The following is a 20,750-nucleotide window of genomic DNA, read 5'->3' as shown; positions in this document are numbered from 1 at the left end:
GCGGAGTGAAACACATCCGGAAAACCGAATATTGAAACTGAAAAGAGGTTCCACTGATTGGACGTACTGCAGCGATCCCGCATTGGCCGGCGTATAACGAAAGCCTTCGCCGACGTGGCGATTACAATGTGTCTGACCCTTTATTTTGTGTAGAAGCAGCCTTTGCGTTAAACTCAAGGCCTGATGCGCCGTATCGCGGCGCTGACATTGCCTTACCGGATTTTTCCACCCTGTCACGCAGAGGGAAAGGACTGACAAAGTGGACCAAATTTTTTCGCGACGGATTGTTTCAGCCAATCCGACAATCTGACGGTTGCCAAGCGGCTTTCACCGCGTTGGGAAAGGATCAGAAAATAGCAGGACTGATCGTCTATGCCCACATCAGACACAGTAACCAGCGCTCCACTTTGGAGATGCGGGCTGATCAGCGCCTCTCTGCACAAGGCAATGCCCAAACCAGCCAGAGCCGCTTCAACAGCAAGGGCCGAGCCAGAGACAAAGCATTTCCCGAACGTTGCGCCCAGTCCCCACTCGATCCCAACCTTTTCAAGCCATGTGCGCCACATCCGCATGTCTTCATCCTGCAACAGTGTGGAGGATGCAATATCCGCGTTGTCACGGATAGGGTGATGCGCCAGAAAGGCGGGAGAGCACACCGGAATGGCCCGACCCGGGATAATACGGCTGGCGCCTTCTGGAATCTCGCCGCCAAGTGAAAACCCAATGGTGATATCCGGCTCGGGCAGTACCGGTTGGTCCGAAAGATGCTCTTGAAGATAGACCGAATGCCCGGGGTATGTCGCCATAAATTCGTGGACTGTTTGAAGCAACCAGTTGGGAAAGACGATCCGGAGCGCCGCAACGGATATCGGCAGGTCCTCCCGCATCGTCAGCCTGTCCAACTCATGCCGGATGGCACCGAAGCTTTCATTGACAACGCGCGACAGGCTTTCTCCCGCCTCTGTCAAAATTGCATGTCGCCCCTCGCGGCGCACCAGCCGTATTCCCGCCCAATCTTCAATCTGCTTCAACTGGTGGCTGACGGCCGAGTGCGACACGTTTAGCTCGCGTGCGGTTGCTGTCACAGAGCCGCTGTGGAGAAACGATTCGAGCATTCTCAGGGCGCGCAAAGGTGGCAGACGGTCTTTGGCCAACGCATTTTCCCTCAAAAAAAGAATATCATGTGAGAAATATAGACGAACGGCGCAAAATTTATACTTTTTTTGTCAGGTAACACAACCTAGTCTGGATACGGAGATAATTTGGGCATGCCGACTTTTTAGGCAACCATGGATTGGAGTGTGGAATGAGCGACGCCAAAGCCAGCAGGTCACCAACCAGATCAACTCTGAAGCTGGGCATGGCGCAGATGTGCTCCTCAAACACGCATCAGCGCAATATTGAAACGCTTGAGGCTCTCGCAGAGGAAGCGCACCGCGCTGGGGTGGAGCTGCTAGCGTTGCCGGAAGCGTCCGGTCTTCTCAACCGGGATGTGGCTGCGGCACGTCTTCAGGTGACGGATGAGGCCAACGACCCCTTTCTCGCTGTGGCAAGGCGACTTGCTGCGCAGTATGGCATCTGGATACACACAGGCTCCACACCGCTTTCACGGGGGAAGGAGCCCCGATTTTCCAACAGCAGCCACCTGATTGATCCGTCGGGCGCACTGAACACCCGCTATGACAAGATCCACCTGTTCGATGTCAATTTGCCCGATCATCCGCCCAGCCGTGAATCGGACCGTTATGCGCCGGGTGGACAGGCCGTTTTGGCCCACACGCCATGGGGTTCGTTCGGCATGAGTGTCTGCTATGACCTGCGCTTCCCGCATCTCTATCGCGATTATGCCAAAGCAGGTGCGAACGTGTTGTTCATTCCCTCGGCCTTTGCCATGGCAACCGGCGTCGCCCATTGGGAAACGCTGCTGCGCGCCCGCGCCATTGAAAATGGCTGTTTCGTGGTGGCCGCCGCCCAGTGCGGAAAGCACGATGACGGGCGCGAGACCTGGGGCCAATCGATGATCATTGATCCCTGGGGCAAGGTTCTTGTCGATATGGAAAAACACATTGGCCTCTCCATTGCGGAGCTTGACCTGACATGCGTGGCAACAACGCGTGCCTCCATTCCGTCGTTGGCCAATGAGCGCGCCTATTCGTTTGGCGCGGATCAGCACGAGACCAAATCCGTTTCTGCCGCCTGACCATCTATCGGGACAAGATCAGCACCATGTCTGGTCATGTGAAAACACTTCAGAGGGAAGCATGCCATGATGAAACGCAGAACATTCGTCGCTCTCAGTCTTGCTGCTCCCATCGGGGCCGTCTTACCGCTTGGGTCATCGCTTGCCGCGGCCCAAGGAGAGCGCCCGAATTTCACCTTCGCGGTTGATAATCTTTGGACGACGCTTGACCCTGTCAACGGCATTTCCACGACCGGCGGTCGCGTTTACGGCAATGTGTTCGATACCCTGATCCGCCGCAACTATAACACCGATCAGGATGGCAATACCCTTGTGCCTTGGCTGGCTGAGAAATGGGAGCAAACAAAGCCAACAGTCTGGACCCTTTCCATCCGCAAGGGTGTCAAATTCCAGAACGGCGATGCCATGACGGCACATGATGTTGCATTCTCGCTGTCCTCGGAGCGTCTGTGGGGCGAAAAGCCCATGGCCCCACGCGGCAAAAATTACGCCCGTGGACTGGTCCGCGTTGAAGCCATCAATGATTTTACCGTCGAGTTGGAGACATCCTTCCCCGACCCGACATTTATCAATCGGCTCACAACCCCGATCGGATATGTCCTTCCGAAGAACTATTACCAGCAGGTGGGCACGGACGCTTTCGGCCAGAAGCCGATTGGCACCGGCCCCTACAAAGTGACCGAGTTCGACCCTTCCAGCCATGCGACGGCGGTGGCTTTTGATGAGTATTGGGCCGGAAAACCACCGCTGAAAAGCGTCACCTGGAAGATTGTGCCGGAATATTCCACGCGGCTGGCCGGGCTGGCCTCTGGCGATTACGATATGATCGTGGATGTGCCCATCGACCAACTGGGGCAGGTCAAGGCCATGAAAGGCGTGACGTTGATTGTCACGCAAATCGGCAATTATCCGCTGGCCGCTTTCAATACACTGACTGTGGACGGCATGGAGAACAATCCCCTGGTGGATGCCAATCTGCGCAAGGCCATGGTCATGGCCATTGATCGACCCGCCATCACCAAGGCTCTGTGGGGTGATCTGACCATTACCCCCGCGCCTTTCAACTTCCCGGAATACGGGGCCTTTTACGATCCCGCCCGCAAAGGCCAGTATGATTATAATCCAGAAGCGGCGAAGTCCTTGCTGGCAAAGACCAAATACAAGGGCGAGACACTGATCTGGAACATTGTGCGCGGCTTTTATCCCAATTATGAGGCCGCTGCCGAATATATGGTTGAGACGTGGCGTGATCTTGGCATCAATGTTCAATTGAACGTGGTGGATAATTTTTCGCTGGCCTACAAACGGCCATTTCACTTGCTGAACATGTCGATGTCATCCGAGTTCACCGGCGATCCCTATCGCCCGCTGTGGCTGGACTGGGGGCCATCCTCTAGCCGCGTGACAGCCAGCCACCGCACATGGGTGCCGACGGAAGCCTATGTGAAGGATGGCGAGCGTTTTGAAAAGGCGCAAAGTTTTGAGGAAAAGAAGGCGGCCTATCTTGATCTGGTCAAGGATTGGGAAGACGTGACACCCGGCTTCGATTTGTGGCGCAACGTGCAAACCTTCGCGATTTCCGACAAGTTCAAATGGAATCCAAGCGGCTCGCAACTCACCATTTTCGATAGCACCTTCATGACTGTGAAGTAACGGAGGTTAAGCGTGGAAACCTCGGAGCACAGCCTACTGTCCGTTCGGGGATTGACGATCAGCCTGCCGCAGGGCGCTGATCGGCCTTTTGCGGTGAACGATCTCAATCTGGATGTCTGGCCCGGTCAGTGTCTGTGCATTGTCGGAGAAAGCGGCTCGGGAAAGTCGATGACAGCGCAGGCAATTCTGGACATGCTTCCCGATGGTCTGACGCAGTTAAGCGGCGAAATCCGTTTCGAAGGAGCGGCCCTTCCCCAAGGCAATCGGGCCTTGATGCAGCGGCTGCGCGGCAACCGCATTGGTATGATTTTTCAAGAAGCTGGCCCAAGCCTTGATCCGGTGATGTCGGTTGGGCGGCAAATCGAAGAATTGCTGCTGGTTCATGGCATGAAAGATGCTGCCAAGCGCCGCGCACATGCGCTGGAGATGATTACTGCGGTTCAATTGCCAGACCCTGCCCGTATCCACGGAAACTTTCCGCATCAACTGTCTGGTGGGCAGGCACAACGCATCGCAATTGCCATGGCATTGGCGCTGCACCCGTCCCTGCTGATTGCGGATGAGCCAACAACCGCGCTGGATGTCACCACCCAAGCCGAAATCCTGCGCCTGATCCGTGACATGCAGGCTCAATACCGGGCCGGGTTGATTTTCATCACCCACGATCTGGCCGTCGTTGCGGATATCGCTGATCACGTCGTGGTCATGCAGCACGGTCAAATCGTCGAAAGCAGCTCAAAACAAGCCATTTTTACAAATCCACAGCATCCCTACACGATTCAATTGCTGGAAAGCCTGCCCGCCCGGACCATTCCACCCGGACAGAATAACCCGACAAACGTGGTGTTGGAGGCCCGCGATATCTCGCTGACCTACCAGCAGCCAGTGGGTCTTTTGCAAAATCGCTCCATTCATGCCGTGCGCCATCTGTCTCTGAAGTTGTTACGAGGCCAGACCCACGGATTGGTGGGCCAGAGCGGCTCAGGAAAATCCTCCTTCATCAAGGGGCTGTTGCAGTTGGAGCCGCTCGCGGGCGGTCAGGTCTTTCTGGATGGTGTGGATGTCACATCAGGATTGTCCCGCGCCATGCGCAAACGAATACAGCTGGTGCAGCAGGACCCCGCAGGCGCGCTTGATCCGCGCCAAGCCGCCGGGTTCAGCATTGCGGAAGGGGCCGTTATCCATGGCGTATCCCGGCGTGAGGCCGAAGAAAAGGCACGCCGCATGCTTGATCTTGTCGGATTGCCGCAATCGACATATGAGCGGTTTCCGCACGAATTTTCCGGTGGCCAAAAGCAGCGCATCTGCATTGCACGCGCCCTTGTGGTTGAGCCAGACATTCTGATTGCGGACGAGGCCATTTCCGCGCTTGATGTATCCATTCAGGCCCAGATTCTCGGTCTGTTTGCTGAACTTCAGCAAAAACTCGGCTTTGCCATGCTGTTTGTTACCCATGATCTGCGGGTTGCAGCAGCGATCTGCGATGATGTGACCGTGATGCTGAAAGGCGAAGCCGTCGAACAGGGGAAAGCGGCGGCGGTATTTGGCTCTCCCAAGCACGCCTACACCCGGATGCTGCTGGATTGCCTGCCGGATAAGGCGGGCCTTTCCCGCACAGCCCTCGGGCAACGCCACAGAACTGAAGCGATTGGGAACCCTGCATGACCCGTATCATCCTGTTCCGGTTTCTTCGCTCTCTGCTCACATTGCTGATCGTGGTCACGATTGTGTTTTTCTTCATCCGGCTCTCTGGCGATCCGGCCGAGGCTTTGGCACCGCCCGATGCACCGCCGGAAGTGGTCGAGGCCTACCGCATCAAAATGGGGCTCGATAAACCGCTACCAGTCCAATATTTCAGCTACCTCACCAATCTGGCGCAGGGAGATTTCGGCTACTCAATCCACACCGGGCGCCCGGTTGCGGCGATTTTCATGGATCGACTGCCCGCAACCCTTGCGCTGGGCGGAACGTCGCTTCTGATCGCGCTGGTGTTCGGGCTGACAATCGGCATTGCCGCAGCGCTTCATCGCAACAGCGCCATTGACCGCTTGGTCATGGGCTTTTCCGTTTTTGCCTTTGCCATGCCGAATTTCTTCTTCGGCTTGATCGTCATTCTGGTCGGCGCATTTGGCTTTGGCATTTTCTTTGGCGCATCGGCCAGCAACACTATATCGCTTGTGACGCTTCTGCCACCGGCTGCAACGCTTGGCCTTGCGCATATGGGCGCATTTGCCCGCTTCACGCGGTCTTCTCTTCTTGAGACGCTCAATCAGCCTTTCATGCGTGCTCTGGAGGCGCGGGGCGTTCCAGATGTAAGGCGGCTCTTGCGCCATGCCGTGCCGAACGCCGCCATTCCGGTGGTGACCATGCTGGGTTTCAGTCTTGGAGGTATTGTTGCCGGAGCGGTGGTGACCGAACAGGTTTTCGCCTGGCCCGGCGTCGGCCAATTGCTGGTGCGCTCTGTCGCCACCCGCGATATTGCCGTGGTGCAGTTCCTCGTGCTGATGGTGGGGCTGTCCATGACCATTGCCAATCTGTTGGTCGATATCCTTTACACAGTCCTTGATCCGAGAATCCGCAGGAGTTCGCCATGAGACGGATTGGCGCCATCTGGTCCGCCATGCCCTGGGCTGTCCGGATCAGCGCAATTTTCACCGGGTTGTTCGTGTTGTTTGCCCTGTTCGGGCCGCTTCTCAGCCATTTTGATTTTCGTCAAACCTCTCTTCTGGAGCGCCTGAAGCCGCCAAGCTTTCTGGGTGGTGATCCCAAGCATCTGCTTGGCACGGATGATCGCGGGCGCGATCTGGTCGCAAGGCTTGCCATGGGTTCTCAAGTCACTTTGCTTGTGGCCGTGACCGGCACGCTGATCGGGGCTGTGCTCGGCTCATTCCTTGGCCTTGTGGCCGGTGGGCGGCGGGGACGGCTTGAAAGCATCATCATGATGGCTGTCGATGTTCAGGCATCCATCCCGATCATCATTATTGCCTTGTTTGTGCTGGCCATCTTCAAGAGCAGCCTGACGCTGCTGATCATCATGATCGGCTTTGGCGGGTGGGAAACCTATGCCCGGCTTGTGCGGGCCGCGACGCTTTCTGTCCGTGAGCGCGGATATATCACCGCTGAACGCGTCATGGGGGCCTCCACCGCCCGCATCTACCTGCGCCATATCCTGCCCAATATCTTTAATGTGATTTTGGTGCAGTTCACCATCAATCTGCCGCTCACAGTGCTTTTGGAAACTGGCCTGAGCTTTCTGGGTCTGGGAGTTCAGCCACCCATGACCAGCCTAGGCGAGATCATGAGCAATGGTCGCGATCGGTTGACCACCGCCTGGTGGCTGACCATGTTTCCCGGAGGGATCATTGTCTGCCTCGCACTCAGCGTGTCAATCATGGGTGACTGGCTGCGCGATCAGCTTGACCCGACCTTGCGCAACAGAGGTGCGCGCAACGGCTGACGTTGAGAACGGCGGCCCGATCATAACCACAACTGGATCAAAACAATGAATCATAGCGACTTTCTTATCGAACGTTTGGCCTCAGGCGCACCCTTGCCGGAGGAAACATTCGGGGAATGGGATAACAGACATCTCAGCGGCGCCTATCACTCCGTTCACGCGAGCAGCTACTGGAGCAATGGCCTGTTTCCCAAAGGTTTCAAACTGACGTTGAACATGCGTTTCGCGCCGAATTTCCTCGCCTACAAGGGCGTGAATAACACCAATGAGGACAAGCTTTACATCAACCAGTTTGATACCACGCTAGATGACGTGACTGGCCCGGTGTTTGGTAATGCGCGCTTCAACGAGGTACGGATACGCCAGCTATCGGCAACGGAATTTCAGGTCCTGGAACTGCTGGATGGCGATGTGATTATCGGACAATACTGGTGTTTTGCAAAAGATGCATCCACCTTGATACGTTGGGGCGTCGGCAAGGCACCGGATGGAAAGTCGAAAGCCTTCTTTGAAACATTCGCCAGGAGTGATCAGTAGCGGTTGACTTCACGACAATCGTCTGGCGTGTATCGGTATAACCGCCGAACATTTCAAGCTGACCCGACCGAACGGTGCGATTGTGCATCGGACAACATCCGAGCCCTCACGCTTCATTTGTCGCCAGAGCTTACGAATCCCGTAGATCTGCCAGTTATCATCCCAGACTTTTTTGAGCTTAGGACACACGGCGGCAATATAAACTTAGCGCTTCGCAGTCATGATCTGGGGTTGAGGTTCTGGTTTAGGCGGCTTGAATGCCAGCGATTTGGTACCATGTTTGCATGGCTGTTTTTCGCAATTCGCGATGATGGGTGGATGGAATGTCGTGGCGGGGAATGTGAAAGAGGTTGGCAATCGGATCGTGGATGGAAACGAACCGTTGAAGGTGCCTCGCTGACTTGAAGCGCCTCATAATCCTTTCACGCCGTCGGACAGGCTGATGAGAATTCTCGGCCCGATTGTTCAGGCCCTTGTGCGAGCGATGTTCGATGCCGGGCATGATATCGCGCTTCGCAGCACCGTAGGATCAAAGCTTGTCGGTGATTATCACACGCGGCGCACGGCATTGCCCTTTCAGAAGCTTTCGCATCAAACGCTTTGCCGCCTTGGCATCGCGGCGGCTTTGCACCAGCACGTCGAGAACAAAACCGCCCTGATCGATGGCGCGTCAGAGCCAATGTTTCTTGCCGGCGATCGTGATGACAACCTCGTCGAAGTGCCATTTGTCACCGAGCCTGCTGGCTGAGCGCCTCCGGATGTCATTGGCGAAATGCCGGCCGAATTTCTCCGCCCAGAGCCGCACGGTTTGATGAGAGACGATGATGCCACGCACTGCCAGCAGATCCTCGACCATACGCAGGCTAAGCGGAAACCGGAAATACAGCCAAACTGCATGGGCAATCACTTCCGCTGGAAATCGGTGGCGACGATAAAGGGGATCACGGCTGGATCTGGTCATGCAGCCAGATCCCACATTTTGATCGATGTCCGGTTAACGTTACGATGCCCCGCGAGCAGCTAAAATATCTTTTTTAGGATCATTCTGATTTTCAACTCCATTAGAATGAAATAATTTATTTATTCCGATTATTCTTGAATAAATATTTCACCCATTTAAGCAAAGCACGTTTTTTTGCTTCGATGCCTAGCCCATTGGAGCAATTGTATGCCACGTCCCTCGATAAAATCTTCTCTGATCGGCGTCCTAACGCTGATCAGCATCCTGTTCGGTATTTTCGCCTATCTTTCGCATGCCGGCAGTGCCAGCCTTCACGAAACCGGCCAAAACCTCGGCAGCAATGCGATCCCCGCAATCGTTGCCTCCGGACAACTGGATCATACCTTCATGTCACTCCGGCTTGCGGTGGCCAAGCACATTATCGCGACTGACGTTGCCGACATGGCGAAGCTGGACGTGGCAATTGTTGCGACCGAGGTAGAATTCAACAAGGCCGTCGCGGCCTATAAGGCGTCCATAGACAAGGACTCCGAGCGCGTAGCCTTGGAAACCATTGAGGCGAAGTCAAAACACTATTTAGATGCCCTTCCGGCATTGTTCGATCTGTCGCGGCAACACAAAACCGACGAGGCCGCCGATATCTTCATCCACAAGCTGGCGCCGATCGCCAACGATCTGAATGCCGATATTCAGTCGCTCGTCGCCGGTAATGTCGAAGAGGCGATCGAAGCCACCGGTGTTGCCGATGAAGGCTATGCCAGGGACACACTAACCACACTGGTGACGACCTGCCTGGTGGGACTGGTGATCTGTGCCAGCATTCTATTCATCCTCAGGGCAGTCGCCAATCCGATTGGTACCATTACTGGTGCAATGAGCAAGCTCGCGGAGGGGGATGTCACCATCGAAATTCCCTTTGCCGGGCGTGCCGATGAAATCGGTGCCATGGCAAGCGCCGTCGAAACCTTCCGCCAGGCGGCGATTGACAACGCCCGTCTCCAGCGGGACGCAGAAGCCAATCGCCTGCAAGCGGAGGTTAATAGAACCGCCGACCAAAAGCGCGCCGAAGCCGAAGCCGACGAACGTCTTAATCTCGCTGCCTCCGCGCTTGCAGCCGGCCTCAAGCGGCTCGCCTCTGGCGATCTCGCCTTTCAATTGACTGAGGCGTTCTCGCCCGGCTTCGAAGGACTGCGTCTCGATTTTAACAGCTCGGTCAGCCAGCTTGGCGAAACGTTGCTGGCGATGTCGGAAAGCATTGCGTCGATGGACAACGGCACGAAGGAAATCTCCTCGGGCGCCAACGATCTCTCTCGGCGGACCGAACAGCAGGCTGCTTCCCTTGAGGAGACCGCCGCGGCGCTCGACCAGATAACTGCAAATGTCGCTAATTCTTCCAAACGAACAGGCGAGGCGCGCATAGCCGCCGCCCAGGCCAATCAGAGTGCGGTCAAGTCGGCAGAGGTGGTGAGCTATGCCGAAGACGCTATGGGCCGCATCGAAACATCCTCCCAGCAGATTTCCAGCATCATCGGCGTCATCGACGAGATCGCCTTCCAGACCAATCTACTGGCATTGAACGCCGGTGTCGAAGCCGCCCGTGCCGGCGAAGCCGGGCGTGGCTTTGCAGTCGTCGCCCAGGAAGTGCGTGAACTGGCCCAGCGTTCCGCCAAAGCGGCCAAGGAGATCAAGGGGCTGATCCAGAACTCCAACACTGAAGTGGAAAGTGGCGTCCGCCTGGTGCGTGAGACAGGTATGGCACTGAAAACCATTGGCAGCCAGATCAGCGAGATCAACGGCCATATGGATTCAATTGCCACGTCGGCCAAGGAACAAGCAACGGGTCTCGCCGAAATCAACACGGCGGTCAATTCGATGGACCAGAGCACACAGCAGAATGCCGCTATGGTCGAAGAATCGACTGCGGCTTCGGACGGTCTCGCCAACGAAGCCACCAAGTTGCGTGATCTGGTCAGCCACTTCCAGTTGGGTAACACGAACGTTTCTCCGGTCGTCGCACTGCGTCAGACTGCGGCAGCGATGGCTGCACCGCGACGCAGCGTCACGGCAGGCCGTCCGGCGTCACAGGGAAATACCGCGCTCAAGCAGGGATGGACGGAATTCTGATTTAAGGATCAGACAATGGCAACGGCGGTGGTCAAGATATCGAGATCGCCGCCTTACAGCTCCACGACCAGGATTTTTTTCTTGGTACCACAAGCATTGGCGAGATTCGTGGGTGGAGTCAGGCAGCGGTGCTGCTGAACCGATACGCGCTGAGCAACCTTATCTCGAGGGCCTGATGAGCACTTCCAGAGATAACAATCGCCTGAGTGAAAGCGAATCCATTCCGCCTTCTTCAGCAATCCAGTTGTTTGCTACACGCCGCGCAACTGAGTCGACGTTTCAAATTGCATCAAGGCGTGCAGTTACGCCGTCTAAGTCGTCGCTCCAACCACCCTGTGTTTTGGCGCGCGGTGCCAAAAGCGACGGTATCTTCGCGGTTAACTGACTCGGGAGTTTCACGAATGCCCGGAAACAACGCATTCATCTTTGATCTTCCTCGAAACATGCGACTCCTGGCCACCGACCGGGCTGCACGCAATGCTATCGCGGATTTGCTGTCTCAGCCAGCCATTAGCCGGATCGCTGTCGGCGTGGTTTGCCCAGACCATTTTCACCGGCAGAAAGGTCAGACTCCCGGGTAGCGGGCTGACCTCGAGGCCGAGAAGTGCCGCGTAACGACCGGCAATCCTGCTCAGCACCATGGCAATCACCGGTGCGACCTGGGCCGCCGAGAGCACCGACATATAGCCGGGTGCGGCCGCTGCTTGTCGATCACCTCGGCCTGCCCGGCCAGTTCAACCTGATCTGGCCATCGAGCCGGCATCTTTCACCGAAGGTCCGGGCGTCGTCGATTTCATCGACAGCCAGCTGTTTTCAAGCGAATGTCAACTGACGCGTGCGATTTGACGATCAGATTCGCGGCTCTTGAAGGGATGTAAAGCGCCGGCACCTGTTTTGAACAGAAATTAAGTCCGTTCACCTGCCAGTCTTCTTCCGACCGCCTTGAACTTATGCGAACCTGCGACCCGGCAGTAGGTGCAGACGGAAAGACGTTATCCGATGCTATTGATGGCTATGGTGAAACGTTTGACACTAGCCTATCCAGTCTTCCACCCGTAACCCGGGAACGCGATCGAATTCTCTGCGATTATTCGTAACCACAATCAACCCCCGCGAGCGAGCGTGTCCCGCAATCAATTGATCATATGGACCGATTGGAGTTCCACTGCGCGCCAGTTCGGCTCTCAATTGACCCGTATGGCTTGCTGCCGGTTCATCGTACGATAACACTTCACGGCGCGCTGCGAAGCCCTCCACAACGGGAAGGTTCTTTTCAGGACTGGCTGACTTTTCCGCTCCGTAAATCAGTTCCATCAAACTGACCGAGCTGATGCACAATTGATCATGGAAACGATTGAACGCGTCGCGCACCTGCTGTGGTCGATTTTTAATCGTGAAAATGCAGATGTTAGTGTCTAGCATGTACTTCAGCATTAAAATGCTTCGCGCGGCAGCGTCGCCTTAACTTGAACAGGACGTCAGATGGCAGCGGCGGTCGATTTTATGTGGCGTGTGGCAGCGTGATTTCACGCCAGACGGCCGTAGCCTCGGTGCGAAGCGTTCGGTGATCGGCGGCAGTTTGATGTTTGCGGTGAACCAGAAAGAGATTGGAAATCGGTCCGTGGGTTGAAATGAAACGTTGGCATTGCGCGGCAGACTTGAACCGCATCATGATCCGTTCTCTCCGCCTTATGGGTACATGGGAATTTTCGGCCCGATTGTTCAGCCCCTTATGCGAACGATGCTCAACGCCGGGTATGATATCGCGTTTGGCGGCATCGTAGGACCGGAGTTTGTCGGTCACCATCACAAGGGGCGTGAGGCGCAGGCCTTTGAGCAACTTGCGCATCAATTTCAGTGCTGCCTTTTTGTTGCGACGGCTTTGCAAAAGGGCTTCAAGCACATAGCCTTCAGCATCGACGGCACGCCAGAGCCAATATTTCCGGCCTTTGATGGTTACCACCATCTCATCGAGGTGCCATTTATCGGCAAAGCCGCCCTTTGAGCGCCGGCGAAGCGACGCAGCAAACTCGGAGCCAAATTTGGCGGCCCATTCCGATACCGTCTGGAACGAAACGTCAATACCGCGTTCGGCCAGCAAATCCTCGACATGCCGCATGCTCAATGGAAACCGGTAGTACAGCCAAACCGCGTGAGCGATAATCTCGGCTGGAAAGCGGTGACGTTTGTAACGATGGGAGGCGAAGGTAGACGAAGAAATGTTCATGCCCACCGCTCTATCGAACAAAACGCAAGGCGACGCTGCCTTGGGAGAAGCCAACCGTCATCAACACCGACAAGGCACCGACCTACGGTATCGCGCTTTCACAACTGAAGGCTGAAGGCAAATGCCCCGGAGAGTTCGTGCACCGGCAGGTCAAATATCTGAACAACGTCGTTGAGGCTGATCACGGCAAGCCGTGGCACGCTCGCCCAGAATCTCGAAAGTCAGACCGCTTGACGAAGTAGGTTGGGGAATTTCGTTGCTATTTGAAATCTTTGCAACAGAGCCCGTTTTCTAATCTCCGCACAGACGCCGCCTGATATCAGATCAACGGCGATCCGCGCAACAACGTCTCACAGATCAAGCCCGGCAAGTAGCTCGACGAGATGGCCGTCGGGGTCCCGGAAAAAACAGATAGTCGCGCCGCCCTTTACAGGTCGGAAAGGGGGAATTTCAGGGGATAGGTCGCTACTCGCCAGAGATTGTAGCGCCAGGTCCATGTCGACAATGGTGATGCCGATATGGCCGCGCGCATTGCCCGCATCCGGTCTCGGTTCGGCGAAAAGTTGTTGCAATTCCAGCCGCGGCCCGTCCCCCGGCAGTGACAGGAAGACGACCTCGCCAATCTTGTTCTGCTCGGCGTCGCCCATCGGCATGCGGACATACACGCTAAAGCCGAATTTCTCGTAGAAACGTAAGGATTGCTCGATATCACTGACCAAATAGCCCGTGTGAACAACATTCTTGGCAAACATTCTCATTCCTCCATCGCTGCCGCCCCCCATCACTGGAGGCACAGGCACCGTTTCTCAAAAAACATCGACGACTGAGCCGCCGCCATCCGCCACCAGGCATTGCCCCGTAATGAAAGAGGCCCAGTCGCTGGCGAGAAAGGCGATGGCGCGCGCAACTTCCTCGGGCTCACCGGGCCGGCGCAACGGATATCCGCGCGTCGCCCGCGCATACATCGCCTCTCGCTCCATCCCGTTTTCGCCGCCAAAGTGATCCATGATCGCATCGGCCATCGCCGTCCTGACCAACCCCGGGCAGACCGCATTGACACGGATGCCAGACGGACCGTAATCAGCGGCGATCGCCTTCATCAGGCCAACCACCGCATGCTTGGCGGCGACATAGCCAGTGGCACCCGGCACCGCCCGGAGCCCCGCCAGCGAGGCAACGAAGACGATTGCGCCGCGCGTTTTCGTCAAATCGGGCAGAGCCATTGCGGCAGAGATACGCGCTGTCTCCAGATTGGTTGAAAGCGCTTTGGACCATTGCTCGTCTGTCAGGTCACCGAGCGGGGCATTCCCGCCGCCGCCCGCACAATTCACGAGAAGATCAACCGCACCATAGCATTTGTTGATCAGTGCCACCGCACCTGCCATATCATCCCGCCGCGACGCGTCGCCGACGAACATCTCTGCTTTAGCATGGCGCGCCACCGCCGCTAGCGGAGCGGCTTCCGGCCCCATCAGCACCAATCGCGCACCAAGCTCCGCAAAAAGCTGCGCGGTCGCAGCCCCTATGCCAGATCCAGCACCAACGATGATTGCGTTTTTCCCATCAAGCCGCATGTTCATTCCCCGTAGATACTGGCGCAAAGGTGCCGGTCCTGATTTCCTTCTTCATTTCGCCTCCTCCTTGGCCGCTGATGATGAAGCTGCGGCTCTTTTCACTTGCGGCTGCGTGCAGGCAGCCGCGCACTGTTTGATGCGATATGAACAGTCAACCCGCTGGCAACACCTGTCGCAAGAACCTCAGCAGATGCGCATTCACCGCTGCCGGAGCCTCTTTCTGGATCCAGTGCCCGGCTGTTTTGACAAATTCTGCCTGCGGCATCGCTTCGGCCGCCTGCCGGAAGCCCGGAAAGTGCATCACAATGTCGCGATCTCCCCCGATGAAGGTCGCGGGTACCGTCAACGCCATATCGCTCCACGGCGCGGTTAACTTCCAGTTCAGATCGAAGACCCGATAACCGTTCAAGCCACCGCGAAAGCCGGTTCGACGATAATCATTCGCGGCTTGGTCCAGCTCGTCATCGGGAAGAAATGTCATTTCACCGTCTGGAGTGGCAAGGGAAGGCAGGAGATGGCCGGATGCGTCGGTCTCCATTCCAGAAGGTCCGGCGGGATTGTCACCGCTGTTGTGGAAGTAGATACGCCGCAAAGTTTCGCGGGGATCGGCGTCCAATTCCTTTTCCGGTGCAGCCGGAGACTGGAAATAGCGCATGTAGAAGCCAGGTGGCGCGGCGGCGATCATCGCATTCATCATGTTGCGCTGCGGACGCGGCATAAAGGGAATGGAAAGCGCCATGACGCCGTAAAACCTGTCGGGGCGCATGAGAGCTGCATTGTAAGCAGTTGTCGTGCCCGCGTCATGGCCGACGATAACGGCCTTGGGGATTTGCAGCACATCCATCAGCCCGATCACGTCGCCAACCGTGTGAATGACGCTGTAGTCTGCCAAATCATCCGGGCAGTCCGAGCCACCATGTCCACGCATGTCCAGTGCGATTGCCCGGTATCCCGCCATGGCCAGTGCGGAGATCTGATGGCACCAGCTGCGCCAGGTTTCAGGGAAGCCATGGCAGAAGATTACGGCTGGCCCTTCACCGAGTTCGATATAGTGCAACCTTATGCCATTCACGTCTGCATGGTGCGATTGGGGAGCTGCAAGATTATCAGCGGCGCTCAAATTGTTCATTACCGATATTCCCCTTAAATGACTGCTGTCTGCCCGCCATCGACCGGGATCACAGCCCCGGTTACGAAGGACGATAGATCCGAACCCAGCCAGGCAACGACATCACCAATTTCGTCCGGCTCGCCCAATCGACGCAGCGGCATCCGCTGGCGCAACCCCTCAGCAGCGGCGGCGACCCCGGGAGAAGATTCGATCAGTCGGGTGTTGATGAGGCCAGGGCAGACAGCATTGACCCGAATACCCTCCGGACCAAAGGCATCAGCAAGGGATGCTGTCATCATGTTCACGCCGCCTTTGGTCATGGTGTAGACAAGGTTGAAACCAGAGCCGCGCAGTCCCCCCATGCTCGAGATGACAACGATGCTTCCACCGGTGGCACGGGCCTTCATTGCCGCGCCTGCGTGCTGGGCCGATTTGAGTGCACCATGCAGGTTGATCGAAACGAGCTTGTCGAAATCGCCATCGGTGATTTCAGGCCCGTCGCTGGCAAGCGCCACCCCGGCATTGCAGACCATGACATCCACACCGCCAAACTGATCGGCCACCGCAATGAGTGCGGCCAGATCGTCATGGGAACGCACGTCACATTTCAAGAAGCGCGCCGATGCCCCATGTTTTTCAACGATCAGAGCGGTGGTTTCTCCGCCCTCCTTAGGTGCCTCGTCCAAATCGCCGATCACAACGGCACTCGCGCCCAGTTGCGCTGCACGGACTGCGATTGAGCGACCAATGCCGCTGGCCCCACCCGTAACCACAACAACCTTCCCGGCTAAAATTGTCATTCCGTCATCTCCTCACTGAAAATCTTTGTCGAACGGCATGCCGCCCATAATGATTCGCTCTTCCGGCGGGATCGGGTCCAGATCCACCTGCACGTTGATGCATGCTGGACGGTTCCCGGCCAAAGCCTGCGTCAGCGCATCGCGCAGGCTGCTTTCGTCTGTCGCCAGATAACCTGAGCAGTTCATCGCTTCCGCAACCTCGTGATATCGGCCATTCGGAAGCATTGTTTTTGTCACCCGATTCGGGCCGACAGCCAGTTTTTGGAAATGCTGTGTTGCACCCCAGCTGTAGTTATTCATCACCACGACGATCAGCGGCAAGTCGTTTCGCAGGGCTGTGTCGAATTCGCCCAGTGCGTATCCTACCGCCCCGTCGCCCGTGATGAGAATTGCGCGCCGCCCCTCGTCGCCTGCGGCCTTCTGCGCACCGAGCGCGGTGCCAAATCCGACCCCCATGGCACCGAGGTAGCCGTGGCACAGAAAGCTGCGAGGTCGAGACCGGGCGATGGTTTCGCTGAGCCACAAATATGTGAGGGCGCCATCGGCAACCACCACGTTGCCAGGGGCCGCGATCTCACACACCAGACGTGATGCGACGAAGGGATGAAGCCGCTCCGAAGGAGCAGAGCTGCAATCCTTGACCAGTTGATCGAAGCGCGCAGAGACATGACCGGAGAGATGCTTACGCCAACCCTCCAACCGGACCTTATCGCCACCGCGCACCGCGGCGGCATTCGCCATAGCGCCTACTGTTGCTGCCACGCCGCCATTCAGCCCCATCTCAATGGGCTGAAGCCGGCCAAATTCACGGGGATCAGGATCGATCTGGATGATCTTTGCTGAATGCGGGATCAGAATGCCGGAACCATGCGCCGTGGTCAGGCCGAACCGCATCCCCGCCATGATGACCACATCAGGGGCATTAGCTCCAAGGCCGAAAAGACCTTGGACAAGCCCACAACCCGTGCCTTCGGGCAGATCCGATAGAGATGTCAATCCTTCAAAGTCCGCCACGGCCGGAATGCCCGTTTCCCCGCAGAACCGTGCGAGTGCCTCGGCTCCATGCCCGCGCGTGATTTCTCCGCCTGCCACAATGACGGGCCGCTCCGCACGCGCTAATAGATCAAGCGCTTGGTCGATTCCGCTCGCGGCCACAGGTTCTGCAAAACTCTGAACTCTCTCGGCTGCCGCCACCCCGGCAGGGCCGGTCAGGATATCCCAGGGCATGTCGAGCAAAACCGGCCCCTGCGGGGCGGCTGTCGCTATGCGGATCGCTTGTTCCAGAAGGCGCGGGATGTGATCGGTTGAGACCACACGATGCGCCCACTTCGTCACAGGCACCGCCATCGCGACCTGATCGATGCCCGCTTGAAGCGTATTGGTTTCATCATCCCGTAATGGGCCTGAACCCGTGATCACCACCACCGGAGTACGATCAAGCCAAGCATTTGCCAGCGAGGTGACGACATTGGTAAAGCCGCCACCAGCTGTTACCAAAGCCACCCCAAACTGGCCTGAGACGCGGGCATATCCCTCAGCTGCGTGACCGGCCGAAACCTCATGCCGCGTGTCGATGATCGGAAAATCCAGGTCAAGCGCCGCCTGGAAGATTGCATCAATATGCGCGCCATGAAGACCAAACGCCTGCTTGGCCCCCGCAGCCTTCAGCGTCCGCACGACCAGGCTGCCGCCGTTTTCAATACTCATAATCATCCTTCCTTTTGGCAATAATCACCGGCACCTGACTTCGCGTTGGGCCTCGTCTCCTCAGCGGCGAACGGCAATCAGCTGATCGTTGGTGAACACGTTGATGATCCAATGGCCGCCTTTTCTTCTGAATACATCCAGTGCAGCTCCATCAGAATTCACGTCAGTTTCTGCGGAACCAGAAACAGCGCAAGCAGGCCTGCCAAAGCCGCCAAACCGCCGGCCAACCACATTGGTGCCATCGGACCAAAGTTTGCAGACAGTTGACCTCCGACGATCGGACCGATCGTGCCTCCCAGAAGCTGACCGATACCGAGGACGAGACCAGTTGCAGTGGCTCTGTCTGCGGGCAACACGCTCTCTTGGGGGACTGTTGCCATAAATAGCGGCATGGTTCCAAGCAGCATGCAGCCGCAAAAAAGCGCTAAGCCGACCAACCACGGATTACCCCCCAAAAGTATCGCACCGAGAGGCGCCACCACACCGACAGCGGAAAATATTGCGATAGCCGTCTTACGCCCAATCCGGTCGGACAGCCCCGGCACCAAAAGCGCTGAGACCGCGCCCGCAGCCCCGATCATCGCCATCACATAGCTCATGGATTGGGATGAAAGTCCGGCCTGCCGAGTCAGGATCAAAGGCAGGAATGTCAGAAGGACAAAGAACCAAGCGATGTTAGCAATCCCGATCAAAGCGCAAAGAAACACGTTCCGGCGCATGAGGATCGACATGAGCGACGATCTTGGGGCGACAAAGGCATTGCTCGTAGCTTCTGTTGCGGGCTCGCGGATATACCGCAAGATCAGCCAAACGACCAAAATACTGGGCAGAGCCGACAGCAGAAATGCGTTGCGCCAGCCATAGGCGTCTGCGATCGAGACCACGGCAATCGGGCCGATTAAGGTTCCGAGCAGTTGTGCGCCGAAGTTCTGCACGATTCCCATGTTCAACCCGCGCCGCGACGGCGTCGATTCTGCCATGACGATGGCCTGCTTCACCGGGATGACAGGTCCTTCTGCAAGACCCATCAGGACGCGGGCCACAACCAACCCAACAAAGGTCGCAACAATGGCGCTTAAGCCAGAAAGTGCGGCCATTGCTAGGAATGCGAGCACAAGGAAAGGCTTGCGCCGCCCCAACCGATCTGAGATCTGCCCGAAGGCAAAGGCGGCGACCGACCAGCCGACCAGGACGGCAGAGCCTAGAATTCCCACCTGAGCATCCGTCAGGCCAAGGTCAGCAACGATGCGCGGCATCAGGTAATAGACCGCTTGAGCATCGAGTGCTGCAACTCCGCCCGCCAATGCGAAAATCGCGACCATCCGATCTTCATAACCAGGGACCAAAGGTGCCCCCGATATTTTTGTAGTTACTACATCTCCCATATTCTCCGTCCTCCCAAACAGATAAGGGGTATCTATATCATTATTAATATCAATATACAGAAATTTCTGACTTAAATTATGATATTTTTATCATTTTTCGATATTTTAGATGGTTCTCGATTGCGTGATCCTGTGGCAACTCGCCAGACCAAATTCTGCGATCTTCCGGCGCTTAGTGACAGCAAAATCGGCGCTACTGAAATCGGCAACGCGGTCGTCGGCATCGTAACGTTAACCGGACATCGATCAAAATATGGGATCTGGCTACATGACCAGATCCAGCCGTGATCCCCTTTATCGTCGCCACCGATTTCCCGGCGAGGTGATTGCCCATGCAGTTTGGCTGTATTTCCGGTTTCCGCTTAGCCTGCGGATGGTCGAGGATCTGCTGGCAGCGCGTGGCATCATCGTCTCTCATCAAACCGTGCGGCTCTGGGCTGAGAAATTCGGCTGACACTTTGCCAATGATATCCGGAAGCGATCTGCCGGCAGGCTCGGGGACAAATGGCATCTCGATGAGGTTGTCATCACCATCGGTGGAAGTAAACACTGGCTTTGGCGCGCCCTTGACCAGGACGGCTTTGTTCTCGACGTGCTGGTGCAAAGCCGCCGCAATGCCAAGGCGGTAAAACGTTTGATGCGCAAGCTCCTGAAAGCCCAAGGCCGCGCCCCGCGTGTGATGATTACCGACAAACTACGATCCTATGGTGCAGCAAAGCGGGAGGTCATGCCCGGCTTTGAGCATCGTTCTCACAAAGGATTGAACAATCGGGCAGAAAACTCGCATCAGCCCGTCCGACGACGGGAGAGGATCATGAAGCGCTTCAAGTCAACACGACATCTTCAGCGTTTCGTTTCCATCCATGACCCGATCACCAACCTTTTTCACATTCCCCGCCACGATATTCCATCCGTCCACCATCGCGAACTGCGAACCGAAACCATGCAATCATGGCACCAAATCGCGCGCCTTCACGCCGCATGAACTAATTCCTCATGCCCAGATGTTGCGTT

The 20,750-nt window shown here is 56.6% G+C and carries 17 protein-coding genes and 3 pseudogenes; 9 read left to right on the top strand and 11 right to left on the bottom strand.

The window, feature by feature from the left end; all coding sequences use genetic code 11:
* Positions 1–233: 233 nt before the first annotated feature.
* Positions 234–1,154, bottom strand: coding sequence for a LysR family transcriptional regulator (locus FS819_RS19035; protein WP_156547146.1), 921 nt, complete (start codon positions 1,152–1,154; stop codon positions 234–236).
* A 152-nt stretch (positions 1,155–1,306) separates the two neighbouring features.
* Between FS819_RS19035 and FS819_RS19030 the strand changes: the two genes are divergently transcribed.
* From FS819_RS19030 to FS819_RS19005, 6 genes are all read left to right on the top strand, one after another.
* Entirely contained in the window at positions 1,307–2,200 is an 894-nt protein-coding gene (locus FS819_RS19030) for a carbon-nitrogen hydrolase family protein (RefSeq protein ID WP_156547144.1), read from the top strand.
* Positions 2,201–2,266: 66 nt separating this feature from the next.
* On the top strand, positions 2,267–3,853 hold the full coding sequence (locus FS819_RS19025; protein ID WP_197434039.1) for an ABC transporter substrate-binding protein: 1,587 nt from the start codon (positions 2,267–2,269) through the stop codon (positions 3,851–3,853).
* A gap of 12 nt (positions 3,854–3,865) precedes the next feature.
* The gene (locus FS819_RS19020) at positions 3,866–5,518 is read left to right on the top strand and encodes a dipeptide ABC transporter ATP-binding protein (RefSeq protein ID WP_234625132.1); all 1,653 of its coding nucleotides are present in this window, start codon (positions 3,866–3,868) and stop codon (positions 5,516–5,518) included.
* A complete protein-coding gene (locus FS819_RS19015) occupies positions 5,515–6,447 on the top strand; it encodes an ABC transporter permease (protein WP_156547142.1) in 933 nt (310 codons plus the stop codon). Before FS819_RS19020 ends, FS819_RS19015 begins: the two co-directional genes overlap by 4 nt.
* Positions 6,444–7,310 carry an ABC transporter permease gene (locus FS819_RS19010; RefSeq protein ID WP_197434040.1) on the top strand — a complete coding sequence of 289 codons (867 nt, stop codon included), beginning with the start codon at positions 6,444–6,446 and terminating at the stop codon, positions 7,308–7,310. The genes FS819_RS19015 and FS819_RS19010 overlap by 4 nt, the downstream gene beginning before the upstream one ends.
* 45 nt (positions 7,311–7,355) lie before the next feature.
* Positions 7,356–7,847 (top strand): hypothetical protein, encoded by a 492-nt coding sequence (locus tag FS819_RS19005; RefSeq protein ID WP_156547140.1) that lies wholly within the window; start codon positions 7,356–7,358, stop codon positions 7,845–7,847.
* A gap of 244 nt (positions 7,848–8,091) precedes the next feature.
* On the opposite strand, the pseudogene FS819_RS19000 reads toward FS819_RS19005, so the two are convergent.
* Positions 8,092–8,808: pseudogene (locus FS819_RS19000) on the bottom strand (IS6 family transposase).
* Positions 8,809–9,015: 207 nt separating this feature from the next.
* Here FS819_RS19000 and FS819_RS18995 point away from each other — a divergent pair.
* Positions 9,016–10,932: a methyl-accepting chemotaxis protein gene (locus FS819_RS18995; RefSeq protein ID WP_156547138.1), complete on the top strand. Its 1,917-nt coding sequence runs from the start codon at positions 9,016–9,018 to the stop codon at positions 10,930–10,932.
* Between the two features lie 395 nt (positions 10,933–11,327).
* Here the strand turns inward: FS819_RS18995 and FS819_RS18990 are convergent, their stop codons facing one another.
* From FS819_RS18990 to FS819_RS18980, 3 genes are all read right to left on the bottom strand, one after another.
* Positions 11,328–11,615, bottom strand: a complete 288-nt coding sequence (locus FS819_RS18990; protein ID WP_197434041.1) for a type 2 periplasmic-binding domain-containing protein — start codon at positions 11,613–11,615, stop codon at positions 11,328–11,330.
* Positions 11,616–11,964: 349 nt separating this feature from the next.
* Positions 11,965–12,366 (bottom strand): type II toxin-antitoxin system tRNA(fMet)-specific endonuclease VapC, encoded by a 402-nt coding sequence (gene vapC / locus FS819_RS18985; protein ID WP_156547136.1) that lies wholly within the window; start codon positions 12,364–12,366, stop codon positions 11,965–11,967.
* A gap of 67 nt (positions 12,367–12,433) precedes the next feature.
* Positions 12,434–13,159, bottom strand: a complete 726-nt coding sequence (locus FS819_RS18980; RefSeq protein ID WP_156547134.1) for an IS6 family transposase — start codon at positions 13,157–13,159, stop codon at positions 12,434–12,436.
* Between the two features lie 41 nt (positions 13,160–13,200).
* Here FS819_RS18980 and FS819_RS18975 point away from each other — a divergent pair.
* Positions 13,201–13,350 (top strand): annotated as a pseudogene (locus FS819_RS18975) (DDE-type integrase/transposase/recombinase); the annotation flags it as partial.
* 159 nt (positions 13,351–13,509) lie between these two features.
* Here the strand turns inward: FS819_RS18975 and FS819_RS18970 are convergent.
* The 6 genes from FS819_RS18970 to FS819_RS18945 all read right to left on the bottom strand — a co-directional run bounded on the left by FS819_RS18970 (position 13,510) and on the right by FS819_RS18945 (position 19,673).
* On the bottom strand, positions 13,510–13,911 hold the full coding sequence (locus FS819_RS18970; protein ID WP_197434042.1) for a VOC family protein: 402 nt from the start codon (positions 13,909–13,911) through the stop codon (positions 13,510–13,512).
* A 54-nt stretch (positions 13,912–13,965) separates the two neighbouring features.
* Positions 13,966–14,733 (bottom strand): SDR family NAD(P)-dependent oxidoreductase, encoded by a 768-nt coding sequence (locus FS819_RS18965; RefSeq protein WP_156547130.1) that lies wholly within the window; start codon positions 14,731–14,733, stop codon positions 13,966–13,968.
* Positions 14,734–14,884: 151 nt separating this feature from the next.
* Positions 14,885–15,862, bottom strand: coding sequence for an alpha/beta fold hydrolase (locus tag FS819_RS18960; RefSeq protein WP_156547128.1), 978 nt, complete (start codon positions 15,860–15,862; stop codon positions 14,885–14,887).
* A 14-nt stretch (positions 15,863–15,876) separates the two neighbouring features.
* Positions 15,877–16,644, bottom strand: coding sequence for an SDR family NAD(P)-dependent oxidoreductase (locus FS819_RS18955; RefSeq protein ID WP_156547126.1), 768 nt, complete (start codon positions 16,642–16,644; stop codon positions 15,877–15,879).
* Positions 16,645–16,656: 12 nt separating this feature from the next.
* Positions 16,657–18,351, bottom strand: coding sequence for a thiamine pyrophosphate-binding protein (locus FS819_RS18950; RefSeq protein WP_156547124.1), 1,695 nt, complete (start codon positions 18,349–18,351; stop codon positions 16,657–16,659).
* A gap of 158 nt (positions 18,352–18,509) precedes the next feature.
* The gene (locus FS819_RS18945; RefSeq protein WP_197434043.1) at positions 18,510–19,673 is read right to left on the bottom strand and encodes an MFS transporter; all 1,164 of its coding nucleotides are present in this window, start codon (positions 19,671–19,673) and stop codon (positions 18,510–18,512) included.
* A gap of 331 nt (positions 19,674–20,004) precedes the next feature.
* On the opposite strand from FS819_RS18945, the pseudogene FS819_RS18940 reads away from it, so the two are divergent.
* A pseudogene (locus FS819_RS18940) lies at positions 20,005–20,721 on the top strand (IS6 family transposase).
* The last annotated feature ends 29 nt before the right edge of the window (positions 20,722–20,750 follow it).

It is taken from the genome of Allorhizobium sp. Av2 (genome assembly GCF_021462805.2).
In the GTDB taxonomy this organism is placed as follows: Bacteria; Pseudomonadota; Alphaproteobacteria; order Rhizobiales; family Rhizobiaceae; genus Allorhizobium; species Allorhizobium vitis_G.
Note: the sequence above shows the minus strand (reverse complement) of the source record. Positions and strands in the feature narration are given on the sequence as shown.

What these genes read in the sequence shown, in the direction of transcription:
- FS819_RS19030 (WP_156547144.1), top strand. Translation starts at nt 1,307, where the DNA reads ATGAGCGACGCCAAAGCCAGCAGGTCACCAACCAGATCAACTCTGAAG.
- FS819_RS19025 (WP_197434039.1), top strand. Translation starts at nt 2,267, where the DNA reads ATGATGAAACGCAGAACATTCGTCGCTCTCAGTCTTGCTGCTCCCATC.
- FS819_RS19015 (WP_156547142.1), top strand. Translation starts at nt 5,515, where the DNA reads ATGACCCGTATCATCCTGTTCCGGTTTCTTCGCTCTCTGCTCACATTG.
- FS819_RS19010 (WP_197434040.1), top strand. Translation starts at nt 6,444, where the DNA reads ATGAGACGGATTGGCGCCATCTGGTCCGCCATGCCCTGGGCTGTCCGG.
- FS819_RS19005 (WP_156547140.1), top strand. Translation starts at nt 7,356, where the DNA reads ATGAATCATAGCGACTTTCTTATCGAACGTTTGGCCTCAGGCGCACCC.
- FS819_RS18995 (WP_156547138.1), top strand. Translation starts at nt 9,016, where the DNA reads ATGCCACGTCCCTCGATAAAATCTTCTCTGATCGGCGTCCTAACGCTG.
- FS819_RS18990 (WP_197434041.1), bottom strand. Translation starts at nt 11,615, where the DNA reads ATGTCGGTGCTCTCGGCGGCCCAGGTCGCACCGGTGATTGCCATGGTG.
- vapC (WP_156547136.1), bottom strand. Translation starts at nt 12,366, where the DNA reads ATGCTGAAGTACATGCTAGACACTAACATCTGCATTTTCACGATTAAA.
- FS819_RS18980 (WP_156547134.1), bottom strand. Translation starts at nt 13,159, where the DNA reads ATGAACATTTCTTCGTCTACCTTCGCCTCCCATCGTTACAAACGTCAC.
- FS819_RS18970 (WP_197434042.1), bottom strand. Translation starts at nt 13,911, where the DNA reads ATGTTTGCCAAGAATGTTGTTCACACGGGCTATTTGGTCAGTGATATC.
- FS819_RS18965 (WP_156547130.1), bottom strand. Translation starts at nt 14,733, where the DNA reads ATGCGGCTTGATGGGAAAAACGCAATCATCGTTGGTGCTGGATCTGGC.
- FS819_RS18960 (WP_156547128.1), bottom strand. Translation starts at nt 15,862, where the DNA reads ATGAACAATTTGAGCGCCGCTGATAATCTTGCAGCTCCCCAATCGCAC.
- FS819_RS18955 (WP_156547126.1), bottom strand. Translation starts at nt 16,644, where the DNA reads ATGACAATTTTAGCCGGGAAGGTTGTTGTGGTTACGGGTGGGGCCAGC.
- FS819_RS18950 (WP_156547124.1), bottom strand. Translation starts at nt 18,351, where the DNA reads ATGAGTATTGAAAACGGCGGCAGCCTGGTCGTGCGGACGCTGAAGGCT.
- FS819_RS18945 (WP_197434043.1), bottom strand. Translation starts at nt 19,673, where the DNA reads ATGGTCGCGATTTTCGCATTGGCGGGCGGAGTTGCAGCACTCGATGCT.